General features: G+C 58.1%; 11 protein-coding genes. 9 read left to right on the top strand and 2 right to left on the bottom strand.

Going from position 1 to position 14,482, the window contains the following annotated elements; genetic code table 11:
* Positions 1 to 647 precede the first annotated feature (647 nt).
* Both BFE01S_RS41920 and BFE01S_RS44325 read right to left on the bottom strand, forming a co-directional pair.
* Positions 648 to 1,346, bottom strand: a complete 699-nt coding sequence (locus BFE01S_RS41920; RefSeq protein WP_028226383.1) for a TetR/AcrR family transcriptional regulator — start codon at positions 1,344 to 1,346, stop codon at positions 648 to 650.
* A 287-nt stretch (positions 1,347 to 1,633) separates the two neighbouring features.
* Positions 1,634 to 1,771: a hypothetical protein gene (locus tag BFE01S_RS44325; protein ID WP_156967029.1), complete on the bottom strand. Its 138-nt coding sequence runs from the start codon at positions 1,769 to 1,771 to the stop codon at positions 1,634 to 1,636.
* 535 nt (positions 1,772 to 2,306) lie between these two features.
* Here BFE01S_RS44325 and BFE01S_RS38795 point away from each other — a divergent pair.
* The 9 genes from BFE01S_RS38795 to BFE01S_RS15875 all read left to right on the top strand — a co-directional run bounded on the left by BFE01S_RS38795 (position 2,307) and on the right by BFE01S_RS15875 (position 14,317).
* Positions 2,307 to 3,692: an aromatic ring-hydroxylating oxygenase subunit alpha gene (locus tag BFE01S_RS38795; RefSeq protein WP_052420897.1), complete on the top strand. Its 1,386-nt coding sequence runs from the start codon at positions 2,307 to 2,309 to the stop codon at positions 3,690 to 3,692.
* Positions 3,693 to 4,035: 343 nt separating this feature from the next.
* A complete protein-coding gene (locus BFE01S_RS15910; RefSeq protein WP_028226382.1) occupies positions 4,036 to 5,022 on the top strand; it encodes a thiamine pyrophosphate-dependent dehydrogenase E1 component subunit alpha in 987 nt (328 codons plus the stop codon).
* A complete protein-coding gene (locus BFE01S_RS15905) occupies positions 5,022 to 6,047 on the top strand; it encodes an alpha-ketoacid dehydrogenase subunit beta (protein ID WP_042337747.1) in 1,026 nt (341 codons plus the stop codon). Before BFE01S_RS15910 ends, BFE01S_RS15905 begins: the two co-directional genes overlap by 1 nt.
* Positions 6,044 to 7,732: an FAD-binding protein gene (locus BFE01S_RS15900; protein ID WP_052420896.1), complete on the top strand. Its 1,689-nt coding sequence runs from the start codon at positions 6,044 to 6,046 to the stop codon at positions 7,730 to 7,732. The genes BFE01S_RS15905 and BFE01S_RS15900 overlap by 4 nt, the downstream gene beginning before the upstream one ends.
* Before the next feature lie 105 nt (positions 7,733 to 7,837).
* Positions 7,838 to 9,208 (top strand): MFS transporter, encoded by a 1,371-nt coding sequence (locus tag BFE01S_RS15895; RefSeq protein WP_028226379.1) that lies wholly within the window; start codon positions 7,838 to 7,840, stop codon positions 9,206 to 9,208.
* A gap of 310 nt (positions 9,209 to 9,518) precedes the next feature.
* Positions 9,519 to 9,749, top strand: a complete 231-nt coding sequence (locus BFE01S_RS15890) for a biotin/lipoyl-containing protein (protein WP_028226378.1) — start codon at positions 9,519 to 9,521, stop codon at positions 9,747 to 9,749.
* A gap of 131 nt (positions 9,750 to 9,880) precedes the next feature.
* On the top strand, positions 9,881 to 11,647 hold the full coding sequence (locus tag BFE01S_RS15885; RefSeq protein WP_084169917.1) for an FAD-binding protein: 1,767 nt from the start codon (positions 9,881 to 9,883) through the stop codon (positions 11,645 to 11,647).
* Positions 11,648 to 11,758: 111 nt separating this feature from the next.
* Positions 11,759 to 12,502 carry a 2-oxo acid dehydrogenase subunit E2 gene (locus BFE01S_RS38790; RefSeq protein ID WP_084169974.1) on the top strand — a complete coding sequence of 248 codons (744 nt, stop codon included), beginning with the start codon at positions 11,759 to 11,761 and terminating at the stop codon, positions 12,500 to 12,502.
* Positions 12,503 to 13,327: 825 nt separating this feature from the next.
* On the top strand, positions 13,328 to 14,317 hold the full coding sequence (locus BFE01S_RS15875; protein ID WP_028226376.1) for a TauD/TfdA dioxygenase family protein: 990 nt from the start codon (positions 13,328 to 13,330) through the stop codon (positions 14,315 to 14,317).
* Positions 14,318 to 14,482 lie beyond the last annotated feature (165 nt).

Raw genomic sequence — 14,482 nt, 5'->3', positions numbered from 1 at the left:
GCTCGTCCCGATCGACCCGGGCGCATCATGCCTCGCGAAATCGGTCTTTTCGGAGCCCTGATACGGTCAGCGGTGACAATTCATGCTCCACCATAAACAACCGCAACTCACTGGCAGAGTGATCATACCCAACCGGATAATCGTATTCAATATTGAACAGTGTACGACAATATGAATTCAGGGGCAAGCTCTCGCGGTCCACGAGGCGGATGCGGGAGCGGTCCCGTTCGCACGTGGGCAGTCAGATGACTTCGTTGGATGGGGCAGTTGCGTTCGTCGTGAGGTTTTGCTCTACCATGGCACGTATTGACCATGTCGGTATAGGTCGCAGCGATGTCGACCTCGACCTGATGGAAGTCGCGCAGAACGTCAGAGATCAATGTCACCGTGGACAAGCGGGTGCGCTCCGAGCGTCATGTGCGATTCGCACGATTTAAACGAAATCATCCTGCTCTCTAGGAGTGAGCAGGATGAATTTAATAAACAATATTCCTATATATGAACTTCCAAGGCTTGTGTGGCGAACTTGACGAGCACGAAATGGTGGCGGCTCTTGCCTCTTTAGTATCGCCCCCGGAAGGTCATGGGCCGTCCAGTGTCTTCATGAGAAAGGTTGTGCGCGCCAAGATATGGGGCATCTCCTGCAATCACCGTTTATCGTCCTGCGGCGTCTCGTCGGCACGATGCCTGCGGCCTGGCCGAGGCTGAGATGGCATGGGGGGCTCGTGAGAGCCAGGCCGGTAACCTTCCACAAACGCCCCGCGGCTCATGACATCGGCGAATGTCCTGCTGAAGCGTTTAGCCTGTTCGCGACGCTCGGCTGGAGTCGCCGCGAGCGAAACCGCTAGAGTCGCGGCGAACCACATCGACAGGCAGATGATCGCGGCATGCGCTGGATCGATGCCGTCCCTAAGTTGGCCACGTGTTTCGAGAACGCGGAACCACTTGATCGTATCCATGACGAGAGGATTGTCGTTTGCGTCAGTGGAAATCATATCGAGGATGCGCGATCGGACCAGGTCTAGATTATCGGCCGCCAATCCTGCGACCATGCCGTAGGGATCGGGAAACGCGGATGCATGCCCGGCGGCAAGCTTCACAAGTTCCTCATCCAGATGATCTTTCATTTCCGCGAGCAGAACGTCGCGGTTCTCGAAATGCTGGTAGACGGTACGACGGGTCAGGCCGGTCCGCTCCGCGAGTGCGCTGATTGTTACACCTGTCAGGCCGAGTTCCGCCCAGAGTGATACCGCGCATTCGAGCAACCTGGCGTGTGTCCGGATGCCGTTGGCCCGGCGTTTCATAGCCTCTGCATCGGGTATTGCCACCGTCGTATTTTTCTTCATCGTGTGGCTCCCGGCGTCGAGTTGTGTCGCGGTGTCGCTGGACGACTCTGGCGAGGACTGGATGTGGCGACAAAGCCTCGGTCGCCATTGCTTGGGGCGCTCGCTGGGCAGCGCAATGATCCGGGGCTTGACAAGGATTTTGAAGTGGAGTAAGTGAACGTCGATGTGTACATAGGGTGGTAATGAGAGGTTCGACAGTGATGGCCTAAGTATACGCACTTGCCGCAGTTTCAAGCCGATAGGTGCATGCCGATAAAGCAAGACACGGAGATGGCATGCAAGCCGAATCATAAAAGTCCGGTGGTTTCGGGGCGGGCTGCCGCGTCGTGTCCCGTCAAGACCACAGAGTTCGAGCGGTGTTCGATGCACTGCTGCTCGGGCGACGCCGCAGCAATGGCAATGGCATTGTTTTTTTTGTTCTTCATACGCGAGTGTCGGCTTGGTGGAGGCACTTTTGTCCCATGCCAGAACTAAGTCCAGGTGCTCTCCCCGACGATAGGGGCACCAAGTGTTTCGTCCTCGTGGAGATCCGCGCGAGATCTTGCGACACCCAGATGCTTCCGTTTGCGCAGGACTACCGGCACTGGCAACACCTCCCGGGAAGCAGCGGTAGAAGGCTGATTTCTGTCGCCTGTGATCGATGATGGCCTTCTGCCCCCGTCCGATGTATGTCCGCCATCCTCATTAATCTCATTCCGCGCTCAAGGTTCGCGCTCAAGGCAGATTACCCAAGTGGTTCGGGAATGCACCAGCCGGCGGACGTCGGCACCGGTTGCTGACGGAGCCACGGCGGGGCGCCGCTCAAGTTTCTTGACAAGTCTCAAGAAATAAATAAGATACACACATATGGATACATAAAGACGGGTATCGTCCGCTTGGGCGATTCACTGTCAAGGCACACGCATTTCATCGGCGCTCTTAAGCGTACTTGTGAGCGCTAGCCATATATAGGAGACGATTGTGCTGGAAGAACACGCCCACGCAGTTGATGAGACGGGGCATTCGGCGGAGACGGAAACGTCGGGTACCTTGCGTGACGACTTCATTCGCAAAGATGTGTATTTTTCCGCCGAGATTGCCCGGCAGGAAGCCGCAATGTTGTGGATGCGCACGTGGCAGATGGCGTGCCGTGAGGAAGAACTGCCCACAATCGGCTCCTTTGTGACCTACGAAATCGTGGGGCAATCTGTGATCGTCGTCCGCACGGGCGAGGCCGATATCAAGGCTTATCAGAACTCCTGCCCGCATCGCGGTCGCCAACTGATTGACCATCAATGCGGTAGCGTCACGCGCTTTTACTGCCCATTCCATGGCTGGCGCTGGGATCTTCAGGGCAAGAACACCTACATCCGCAATGCTGAGGACTGGGACTGTCGCGGTGGCCTGTCGCATGGCGAAGCAGGTCTTGCTGAGGTGAAGGTCGGACGGTGGGGCGGCTTCGTTTTCATCAATTTTGATGCTGGATGCGAGGCTTTCGAGAAGTTTATCGATCCGGTGCCGGAAAACCTCGGTCGGCTCGAGTTCGAGAAGATGCGTTTCACGTGGTACAAGACCATGGAGATCAAGTGCAACTGGAAGGTTGCGATTGAATCGTTCATGGAAAGTTATCACGTTCCCTCGACTCATTTTCAGACGCTGCCATTTCTTGACGCGGTCACGACAAGCCGGGAGCGGGGAAAGCACGGTAGCCACACAAATCGCGGTGGTCGCCCTTTCGGCATGCCCGCCATCGAAACGGGACGTCCGGAACCCGAACATTTTGCCGAGGCTTTTTCAGCCGCTATCCAACGGATTGCCAGGGAGACTGGCGGAGTAGGCACGACAAGCAGTCGCGGTGCATCGATCGTTGCGGAAGCGGTGGCCGGATTTGGTCCTGAGGCAGACCCCATCGATGTGATGAAGGCGTATGCGGCCCGACTGCGGCAGCAGGCGATCGATGAGGGTGCTGGTTGGCACGATCTCACCGCGCAGGATATGGCAGAGTTAGGCGTTGACTGGAGCCTGTTTCCCAACATGGTTCTGGTGTTCGGCGTCGATTCGAGTCTGGTGATGCGGGCTCGGCCTCATGGTGCTGACCCCGGAAGATGCCTGCTGGACATGTGGGCGATGTTACGGGTTGCCCCGGCTGCTGCATCCTCTTTCAAGCGCGAATACTACGAGAACTATCGGGAGCACCGGGCCGACATTCCGCCACTGCTCTATCAGGACCTGAGCAATATGGAACGGGTGCAGGCCGGTATGAGCTGCTCGTCATTCAAGGGGTCAAGGCTGAACCCGGTCCAGGAGCGACAGATCTACAACATGCATCGCGGAATTGCGGCCTACCTCACGGGAGGGTGGGCCTGAGCATAGGCCTGGCTTACAGGTGTGGTCGCTCTCTGCGAGACTGCCGGGGCGGGCCTGTGGAAGCTTCCTGATGAGGTATGCGTTCCGCCGGCATCGGCTGCAGGCGCTGTCGCATCGATTTTCCCGCACCTTCACTTTGAGCTTTGCGTAGCCGCTGAGGTTGGCGTTCTACGCGTGTCGTTCTCGTTTCTCGTCGTCGGACATGGCCAAACTAACGACCTGAAAGAATGTGGTTTTTGTATTCGATCGTCTCGGGTTCATCTGATGTATCCGGTGTGACAGGAGATCCGGTATCTGATACGTAAGGACTCCAATTTAAACTGGCCATGGAAAGGGAAGCGATATGATTTCAGGGAATTTTGCCATTCCAGCGGCCGTCCAGCTCGACATTTTTCGACGGATGGCATTGCTCAAGGGTAACGATGAGCGCGCGCGCAAGGTTATCCGCTCGGGGCGACTGGTGATGCCGTATTACAGCTACCGCGGCCAGGAAGTCATTCCGTCGGCGATATCAGCGTGCCTCACGGATGACGACTACATCTGCACCATTTATCGCGGTATCCACGACATGCTGGCGAAGGGGTTGCCCCTCAAGGACCTTTGGGCCGAGCTTGCCGGGCGCGTCGACGGTACCTGCAAGGGGAAGGGCGGCCCGATGCACCTGACCTATCCCGCCAAAGGCCTCATGGTCACGACCGGCATTGTGGGGTCGTCCTTGCCTATTGCAAACGGCCTTGCCTGGTCTTCGCAACTGGAGAACGACGATCGGGTGACGGTTGCCTATTTTGGCGATGGTGCGTCGAACATCGGTGCTTTTCACGAAAGCCTCAACCTGGCTTCCGTATGGAAGCTTCCGGTGATCTTCGTTTGCCAGAACAACCGCTTTGCCGAACATACCGCCTACGAAAGCGGAACCTCCGCGGACCGGATCGCCGATCGTGGCATAGCCTATTCGATGCCGGCGGCGCGGGTTGACGGGAACAGCCCGTCCGATGTGTACGCGTTCGCGAGGGAAGCAGTCGAGCGTGCCCGTGCGGGCGAGGGACCGACTCTTATCGAAGCGATGACGTTCCGGTTCCACGGGCACATCTTCGGAGACGACGATAGTTATATGGACAAGGCCGAGAAGGCAGCCGCGATCGAAGCCGATCCGTATCCCATCTTTCGCGCACAGCTGATCGAGAGTGGTGTGGCGACGGAGTCAGAACTCGCCGCAATCGAGGCCGGTATCGAGACGCAACTGGATGAAGCCGTTGATTTTGCACTCGCAAGTCCGTGGCCGGAGCCCGCGGAACTTAAGCGCGACGTGTTTGAAGAGGAGTTGGCGTAATGGCGACCGAACTTATAGAGCGCACCAGGACGCAGGAGAAAAGTCCTAATCTGCTTCAGGCGATCAACATGGCGTTGACCGATGCGATGCACGACGATGCGAAGGTCCTTGTTCTTGGCGAGGACGTGGGTGACCGCGAAGGCGGAGGTATCGTAGGCATAACGCGTGGCCTGGAAACACGCTTCGGCACTCGGCGTGTCCGTTCCACTCCGATTTCGGAGCAGGCCATTGTCGGCGCTGCGATCGGTGCCGCGATTCGTGGCTGGAAGCCCGTCGCGGAAATCATGCTGATGAATTTCACGACTGTCGCCATGGACATGATCGTCAATCATGCCGCGAAGCTGAGGTTCATGTCGGGTGGCCAGACGAGCGTGCCGATCACCATCCGCACGATGACCGGTGCGGGACGAGGCAGCGGTGGTCAGCATTGCGACTATCTCGAGGCCTGGTTCGCTCATACGGCGGGCATGAAGGTGGTCGCCCCGTCCAACCCGGCAGATGCCTATGGGCTGCTGCGTGCTGCCATCGACGATCCTGACCCGGTTCTGTTCATCGAAAACATGCCTTCTTATCGCGCCCCGGCCTGGGGCCGGGCGATTACTCCCGGCGAGCGGGTCCCGCTCGGCAAGGGGCTCGTTGTCAGGGAGGGGCAGGATCTGACCATCGTTTCCTATTCGCGCATGGTGGTGGAAGCATTGGCTGCGGCCGACACACTCGCGAATGAAGGGTTGCGGGCAGAGGTCATCGATCTGCGCACGGTATCGCCGTGGGATCGCGAACTGGTGCTTCAGTCGGTCAGAAAGACGGGCAGGTTGCTGGTGGTGCACGAGGCGGTCACGCCGTTCGGCGTCGGAGCGGAAATCGCTGCCGAAGTGGGGCACGCGCTGTTTGGTTTGCTGAAGGCCCCTGTCGAGAGGCTTGGAAGCGCTTACTGTCCGGTGCCTTTCTCGAAGCCGCTCGAGACGGCGTTCGTGCCGAGCCAGGCGCGCATCGTTGACATTGCCCGCGCGATGGCGGCGTCATGACCAGCCCCGGTGTTTCTGTCGCGCTTGGTCCGTTACGGGTCAGCGAGGCTGGCGACGTGAAGTGGGAGCGCGAGGCAGACATTGTTGTTGTCGGCTTCGGAGGAGCGGGGGCATGCGCTGCTTTGGAGGCGCATGAAAGGGGAACTGACGTACTGGTGATTGACCGCTTCGACGGAGGAGGCGCGACGGCCTATAGCGGTGGCATTCTCTACGCGGGCGGCACCAGTATCCAGGAGCGCGCCGGTGTCCAGGATGACGTTGAGGCGATGCGTCGGTATCTTGAGGTCGAACTTCGCGGCGCTGTGAGCCCGAAGACCCTGGATCGTTTTTGCAAGGGTAGCCGGGCCGACGTCGACTGGTTGGTCCGGCATGGCATGCCTTATGGTGGCGACTTGTTTGCAGGCAACGCCTCCTATCCTCCAGCATCGAGTTCGCTCTACTACAGCGGTAACGAAAGACTGTTTGAGCAGAAAACTGGGGCACGCGCCGCCCCGCGGGGGCATCGGGCCGCGGGCAGCGGATTTACCGGATACGTGTTCTTTGGTGTGCTGAAGGAAGCAGTCGCCCAGGCGCGGATTTCAACTTTGACGCATACGCTCGTTACGCGCCTGATCATTGACGCCAGCGGCGCTGTGATCGGGGTAGAAGCCAGGCCCATCGCGACGGACGCCATTGAACGACATCGGGCTCTTTTCGCATCGGTGACGCCTCACAAGCCGCTCAAACCTGCAGCGCAGGATCGAGCCATCGAGGAATGCCGGCGGTTCGAGCTGGACCAGCAGCAGCCTCCTGTGCGCATTCGCGCCCGCCGTGGAGTGATCATTGCGGCCGGCGGGTACGTTTTCAACGCGGAAAAGCTGCGGGAGACACAGCCGATGGTGGCGGCAAATCATCGCGTGCTGGTGCGTCTCGGATCGATCGGGGACGATGGCAGCGGCATAGACCTCGGTGTGTCAGCTGGAGGCGTGGCAGTGAAGACGGAAAATCTTTACCTTAGCCGCTCCATTGCTCCCCCCCAGGCTTTGCTTGGCGGAATTGCCGTGAATAGTAAGGGAGAGCGTTTTGTCAACGAGGACGCTAGCCCTGGTGATCTTGGTATGGAGATGGCCCGTCAGCCGGGCGCGGCGGCCTGGCTCATTCTTGACCGCTCGCAGTTGATGTCAGCCCTTTACCAGTGCGTTCGGGCTAAACGGGCACAGTTCAAGATGATCTATGCCCCTGTGCTGCTCAACATCTTGTTTGGTGGAACCCGTTACTCGATGACCGTGCGCGGCCTTGCGCGGAAGACTGGCGTGTCTCCCGCGGCGCTCGCCACTACCATCGCCGCGAACAATAGCGCGACTGCGCGCGGTACAGATCCGCTGGGCAAGAAGGGTGAGCATCTGCATAGGATAGGCAGGGCGCCTTATATCGCTATCAACCTCTCCGTCACCCACCGCCTCTCGTTTGCGAAGACATTTACGCTGGGCGGACTGCAGGTCGACGAAGACACCGGTTCTGTTCTGGATAAGGCGGGGCGGAGAATTTCTGGATTATATGCGGCGGGACATTCCGCTGCAGGCCTGTGCGCGGCTGGCTATATCAACGGTATGTCGCTGGCGGACTGTGTGTTCTCCGGAAGACGTGCGGCACAAGCGGCAAGTATGAACGGGCAGCAGGTGGGGCATGAGGCGACTGGAACCTGACAAATCCTGCATGCGCCGAGACGTCCTGTAAAACGGACGACGAAAGAATAACTGACGACGAAGCAACGGCAAGGAAAAGTGCCGCGTGTTTCCAGGAGGAGGATCATGTTGATGGACATTGACGGCAAAGAAGTCGCTGCAGGTCGGACGGAGACGACAGGGCGACTGTCGCAGTCGGCGCCGGTGGCCGCCGTGCGCGGCTGGTACATGCTTGGTGTGCTGGTGCTGCTTTATCTGACGTCGCAACTGGATCGCATGATCGTCGGTCTGTTGATTCCGATGATCAAAGCTGACCTGCACATCTCCGATTTCCAGATCAGCATGGTGCAAGGATTGGCGTTCGCCGTTTTCTTCTCCGTGCTGGGCGTACCCCTCGGTTATCTGATCGATCGATGGTCCCGTCGAATGCTGATTCTGGCGGGTGTCTTCGTATGGTCGATCGCGACACTTTGTTGCGGTCTGACTCATGGTCTCGAGTATCTGCTTCTCGCGCGGCTGGCTGTGGGAGCGGGCGAGGCTACGCTGTCGCCTGCTGCGTATTCCTTGATCGGCGATGCAATCCCGCATAGACGGCAGGGCCTTGCGTTCTCGATCTTTGGAATGGGTGCCACCATTGGGAATGGTGTCGGATTCGCGCTCGGCGGCCTGATGCTGGCGACAATTCCCCGCGCGGGTCTGTCCTTCCTCGGGGGGCATTACGCAACATGGCAGATCGTCTTCATGGCTGCGGCGGTGCCGTCTCTTCTCGTGCTACCGCTTGTCCTGACCTTTCCCGAACCCGAGCGGCGTGAACGTCTGCAACCCGAATCACGTGCGTCGCTGGCGAGTGCACTGGGGTATATGAAAAACAAAGGGAAGTTTTACGCTCCCATGTTTTTTGGGTATGGCTCGCTCCTCATGTGTGCAATCGGGTGGCTCTCCTGGGCGCCGACTTATGCCGTTCGCCACTTTCACCGTCCGATTGCCCAGATCAGCTTTACCTTCGCAATGTTCTCTGTGGTGGCAGTTTGTATTTCCATGTTACTCATTGGGCAGATCATTGACTATCTACATCATCGTCGCGGTGTAAGAGACGCGCATATGCGTGTGTTAATGGTGATTGCCTTATTGCTCGGATCTTTCGTTATCCTGGCAGTGCATGCGAGTACGTATTCAATGTTCCTCGTCGCTGTGGCGCTGACCTTCATGTGTCTTGGCGTAGCTGGGATAGGAGCGGCGATTCCGCTCACGACACCCAGTGAATTTCGCGGTGTAGTCTCCAGTATCTTTCTGTTGGTCTCCTCTGGACTGGGTTACGGGTTTGGACCAATGCTGGTTGCGGGATGTACTGATCTGATCTTTCGAGACGAGGCACGGCTGGGCGACAGTCTCACTCTCTCAATGTTGATCATGGCGCCGATCGCGGCTGTGCTGTTCTGGCTCGCCTGTGCGCCAATGCGCAAGGCAGTAGCGGAAGCTGCCGTCTGGCGTAAATGAGTCGAGTCTGCGGCGCTGACTGGCGATCCGTCTGCTTGCTGCAGCAGCAGGACATTGCCAGATGTCGAGCAATCGCCATGGTTGCCGGGTGACAGATGACTCTGTAACCGTAATTCGACGCTGCAGGACGGCCAGACTCGATGTCGAACCCGTTGACCGGATAGTTGGAACCGCATCGCCTCAATGTCCTGCGTATGCAGGATATCACCCGAGGCATCGGTAAGCGGGAGCGATCAGCGTGCGTGTAATTTCGATCGATATTTTTTAAAATTTTGCCTTTTAATTTATTCAGCGGAAGGAAAAAAATTCAATGGCGACGGAAATTCTTGTGCCCCAACTTGGCTTCGAAATGAGTGAGGGGATTCTTGCCGAATGGCTGGCAGAAGACGGGGCTAATGTAAAGGAGGGCGATCCCCTTTACGCTATCGAGGCAGAGAAGTCGACGAATGAGATTGAAAGTCCAGCCACCGGCAGACTGAAGATTATCGGCCGTCTGGGGGAAACCTATGCCGTGGGTACGGTGATTGGAATTATTGAATAGGACGTGGCAGGCAGGATCCGGTATGCGGCTTCAGCTCGAAGACCGGCGATGATTGGCGCGCGTTACGAGGGGCCAGCTATTTCGACGCATGTGCTTTCCGGGGTGTGGCTGACAAAGAGCGAGTTTAGGTCATGGATAAAGAATCGGTTGAAGGTATTGCCGGCGGACCTGCTATGTTTTCGAAGCAAGACGATAGTCTGCCTGCGGATGGAACTCCGCACCGACCACCGCTTTCAGTCGCGGAGGCTCCGCTTTACGTCGACACGCCAGCAGATATCGACTGGACGAGGGAGGTCGATATCGTTGTTGTGGGATTCGGTGCGGCCGGTGCGTGCGCGGCTCTCCAGGCGCATGAGGAAGGTGCGGACGTAGTCGTGCTCGATCGCTTCAACGGTGGCGGTGCGACTGCCTACAGTGGCGGCATCGTCTACGCGGGAGCGACCCGTGTTCAGGCGCGTGAAGGCGTTGACGACGACATCGAGGACATGTATCGGTATCTGAAAGTTGAACTGCGTGATGCCGTTGAGCCGGAGACACTACGCCGGTTCTGTGAAGGCAGTGCGGCCGATGTCGACTGGCTGATCGACCACGGCATGCCGCTAACCGGTACTGTGTTTAAGGAAAAGACTTTCTACCCGCCCGAGAAATATTCCCTCTACTATTCGGGAAATGAAAAACAGCTGGCACAGAAGATCGGCGCACGGCCCGCTCCACGCGGTCACAGAGCACTCGGGAAGGGTTATACGGGTAATGTTTTTTTCGGGACGCTCAGGGATGCCGTCGAAAGGCGGAAAATCGACGTTGTCCGTCACGCACCCGTTACGCGCCTGATCGTGGACCGGGCAGGGCGCGTGATCGGTGTGGAAGCGCAAGCCGTCGCTGAAGCGGACACAGCCTCGCACCAGGCCATCTTCGACTCCGTGACGCCACTCAGGCCATTGGATCCGGAAGCCCAGGAGCGTGACATCGAGGCTTGCCGCAAGATGGAATGCGAGCAGAAGGTGGAGCTGGTTCGGATCCGGGCGCGGCGCGGCGTTGTCCTGGCGACTGGTGGGTTCGTCTTTAACCGCGAGAAGATCGCAGAGGTTCGACCGTTCGTTGCCGCCCATCTAAGCGCCATTGTGCGCCTGGGGTCCATTGGCGACGACGGAAGCGGCATGGACCTTGGCTGCTCCGTAGGGGGAACCGTCTCCCGCCCCGACAGCTTCTTCATCAACCGGTCGATCTCGCCGCCAGCGGCATTGCTCGAGGGAGTCGCCGTGAATCAACACGGTGAACGTTTCCTCAATGAAGACGCTTACACAGGCGACCTTGGTGCGGCAATCGCAAAACAGCCGGGCGGCAAAGCCTGGCTGATCCTCGACCGGTACAGTTTCCTGCGAGCACTCTGGCAGTGCGTCACGGCACCGCGCGCCGAATTCAAACTTCTGTACGCGCCGACCTTGCTGAACATCGTCGCGGGTGGAACTCGCTGGGGTGTCAGTATTCGCGGCCTGGCCCGAAAACTGGGTATCGAACCCGACAGACTGGCTTTAACGCTGGCTGAGTATAACCGTACGTCAGGTATTCACCGGGACCCGTTCGGCAAGCTTGTTGATCATCTTCGCCCAATCAGCGATGCCCCCTATTTTGCCCTTAACCTGGCTGTGACGAACCGCTTCTCCTTCTCAAAAATGTTCACCCTCGGCGGTCTGCGGGTAGACGAAAAAACCGGGGCGGTTCTGACTGAAGGCGGCGAAGCGATTGCAGGCCTTTATGCGGCAGGTCGAGTGGCCGTTGGCTTGTGCTCCGGGGGCTACATCAGCGGCATGTCGCTTGCCGATTGTGTGTTTTCGGGGCGAAGGGCGGGACGGGCCGCGAGCATGGAACGGTCTGCAGCGGACCTCGAGGCGCGGTGAGCGCTACGGGATTTTCCACGTCATTCGTTCTTCGTGCTGGCAAGCGAAAAATCCAATGAATGCATCGGACGCACGGGTGCCTTTACATGTCTTATGAGGAGTTGTGCAACCATGAGTGAGCAATGGGCAAAAGATCTGGCTGCCTGGCCGAAAGTTGATCATGGTCAGTTCGGTGTTATTCAACGTAAGCCCCTGTCCAAGATACAGCGACTGGTGGCTAGTTTTCTGGCCCGCAACTGGGTGATGATTCCGCATGTTACTCACCAGGACGAAGCGGACGTTAGCCAGCTCGAGGCTCGACGCAAGGCACACAACGTCGACGGCGCGGTCCGGCTGACCCTGGTTCCCGTGATCGTGAAAACGTTGGCTATGGCGTTGCGGGAGTTTCCACAATTCAACGCCTCGCTGGACGACAAGGGCGAACTCGTCCTGAAATCCTATATCCACATTGGCGTTGCCGTGGATACCCCCGGGGGACTGCTCGTACCTGTTATCCGGGATTGTGATGCCAAGTCCGTAACCCAGATTGCAACCGAACTCGCTGAGCTTTCCAGCAAAGCGAAGTCCAAGGGCCTGCCGATGGACCAGATGTCTGGGGGATGTATGACCGTGACCTCCCTCGGTCATATCGGGGGGACGGGCTTTACTCCGATCGTCAATGCGCCAGAAGTGGCCATTCTCGGCGTAACCCGCACGCGCGAGACTGCGGTCCGTGACATCGATGGAAATCTCAGCTGGCGGCAGATGCTCCCTTTATCGCTTAGCTATGATCATCGTGTGATCAATGGTGTTGACGCCGCGCGCTTCGTCCGCTTCATTGCTGAACGGCTCGAAACTGAGGATTTCCTCGCATAGATCTGCAATCTCAAGGTCTGCGCTAAAAACGGACCATTGCTATCCGTAGACTTCGCCAGGGCTTGCGAAGCGGAAAACCAGGAAAAGCATTGACCCGTTGAAGATAGCGGCTTGCGCCGGATTCGAGGCGTTTCTGATCTTCCCGGTACATCGAGGATGTCGGTCAGATGAAAATCCCGGGAAGCGCCATTTTCGCATGTCGTTCCATAGGTGCAGCTCTGTACCCGATTCGCGCTACTGACGGCTGGAATCTCAACCGTGTGCCGGCGGCTCGCCGGTGGCAGGATGCCTCCGATATTCGGGTAGGCACGTTCTTGACAACCATCAAGAAGTAACTAACATATACACATATGGATACATAATGTGTCTCGGGCAGCTGCCCGACGGCAGTTCTGCATGCTGGCGTTCACCGGTATCGAGCCGGATGGGGCCGCGTCAAGAGAGAAAAGATTACGGAGACGAAATGCCACCTGAACGTTGCGTTGGCCGCCGGTCGCGGCATCGCCAGTCTACGGATCGCCGGTCCCATTACCTGCTCTGTTTTGAGTTGGCACGATCTGCGGCCGGTGCGGATACGTTACGCCTATGGCATAGCCGGAAACCGCCCCGCTAAATCCTCGTGACGACTTTCCTATCGCCTTGTTCATCAGCGAATGCGCTGCCGCGCCGTGAGGAGAGCGATTTCCTTCGCTTCTGCGGCGCTGTCCGATAGCGCATGCGTCCTGCGACGGCATGTCCGGGTGAACAGTTTTTTTCGTGACTTGTGTATGGCTCCAGCGATGTGAGAACTGGCTGGAGTCAGCACTGAACTGTGAAGAGGTAGGTATGACTAACGGTATGACCGCGGTGGGATTTTCGGTAAAGCCCATGCGGGTCGGCGCTGAAATCGTCGGCCTGGATCTCGAGAAGCCAATTTCCGATGCCACACGCGCTGCCCTGTATGCGACCTGGCTTGAGCACGGCATTCTGCTTTTCCGTGAAGCAGTAAAGACTAATGCCCAGCACCTGGCACTCAGCCGCTGCTTTGGTAAGCTGGAAATGCATCCGATGCCGGAAATCCGCGCGAAAGACGAGCCTTACCTGATCGAATTGGGTGGCTCGCGGCGTGGCTCCGCGAGTGCATATGTATACGATGGAGATCAGTTGCGCGAGGGGAGACTGCCTTGGCATCGCGATACCGCATACACGCTAGAGATCTGCAAGGGGGCTCTACTGCGTTTGGTAGAGGTGCCGCCGAAAGATGGTGAGACCCTGTTCGCAGACAGTCAGAAGGCTTATGACCAGTTGCCCGAGGCAACGAAGCAGCGGATCGACAAATTGGAGTTCAAGGCAACGCTGCGCATGGGGCCCTTTCAGCAGTCCCGCCCAGGTGCACTCTGGCACAGTGTGCGTCCGGCAACCCCCGAGGAGTTCTCGGGCTCCGCACAGTTGTGGGCGGGGAAAGAGATCATCAATCGTTACCCATCCGTAGTGCATCCGGTCGTGATTCAACACCCTGAAACAGGCCGGAAGAGCCTCTATATCAGTCCGACGTATATCGATACTTTCATCGGTATGGACCAGGTGGAAAGCGACGCGTTACTCGCAGAGCTTGCTGGATATCTCGCCGATCCCTCCAACGTCTACGCGCATCACTGGACCCCGAATGACGTGATGCTGTGGGACAACCGCCGCTTCCTGCATGCGGCGATGGGGTTTGATCCGCAGTATCACCGGACCGGACTGCGCACGACCTTGGCGGGTGCACTCAGAAGTGGGCGCTATTTTGCCAAACCGGCAGAAGACTTTTTACCGGCTGCGAACATCAACGACTGAACGCCTCAGGGAGCGTATCTCCAGGCGAGCCTGGTCGACCGGCATCCGCTAGCACACCGATACTACGCGACCTGCCAGGAAGCGGGAAACGTTGAAACTCGCCCTTAAGAGGGCGGGGAGGCTGTCGCGACAGAGCGCACGAAACGCTGTTGCAATCGGAAATCT

Source organism: Paraburkholderia ferrariae NBRC 106233, assembly GCF_000685035.1.
Lineage (GTDB): Bacteria > Pseudomonadota > Gammaproteobacteria > Burkholderiales > Burkholderiaceae > Paraburkholderia > Paraburkholderia ferrariae.
Note: the sequence above shows the minus strand (reverse complement) of the source record. Positions and strands in the feature narration are given on the sequence as shown.

Excerpts from the sequence above, each read along its gene's own strand:
- BFE01S_RS41920 (WP_028226383.1), bottom strand. The coding sequence starts at position 1,346 with ATGAAGAAAAATACGACGGTGGCAATACCCGATGCAGAGGCTATGAAA.
- BFE01S_RS44325 (WP_156967029.1), bottom strand. The coding sequence starts at position 1,771 with ATGAAGAACAAAAAAAACAATGCCATTGCCATTGCTGCGGCGTCGCCC.
- BFE01S_RS15910 (WP_028226382.1), top strand. The coding sequence starts at position 4,036 with ATGATTTCAGGGAATTTTGCCATTCCAGCGGCCGTCCAGCTCGACATT.
- BFE01S_RS15905 (WP_042337747.1), top strand. The coding sequence starts at position 5,022 with ATGGCGACCGAACTTATAGAGCGCACCAGGACGCAGGAGAAAAGTCCT.
- BFE01S_RS15900 (WP_052420896.1), top strand. The coding sequence starts at position 6,044 with ATGACCAGCCCCGGTGTTTCTGTCGCGCTTGGTCCGTTACGGGTCAGC.
- BFE01S_RS15895 (WP_028226379.1), top strand. The coding sequence starts at position 7,838 with ATGTTGATGGACATTGACGGCAAAGAAGTCGCTGCAGGTCGGACGGAG.
- BFE01S_RS15890 (WP_028226378.1), top strand. The coding sequence starts at position 9,519 with ATGGCGACGGAAATTCTTGTGCCCCAACTTGGCTTCGAAATGAGTGAG.
- BFE01S_RS15885 (WP_084169917.1), top strand. The coding sequence starts at position 9,881 with ATGGATAAAGAATCGGTTGAAGGTATTGCCGGCGGACCTGCTATGTTT.
- BFE01S_RS38790 (WP_084169974.1), top strand. The coding sequence starts at position 11,759 with ATGAGTGAGCAATGGGCAAAAGATCTGGCTGCCTGGCCGAAAGTTGAT.
- BFE01S_RS15875 (WP_028226376.1), top strand. The coding sequence starts at position 13,328 with ATGACTAACGGTATGACCGCGGTGGGATTTTCGGTAAAGCCCATGCGG.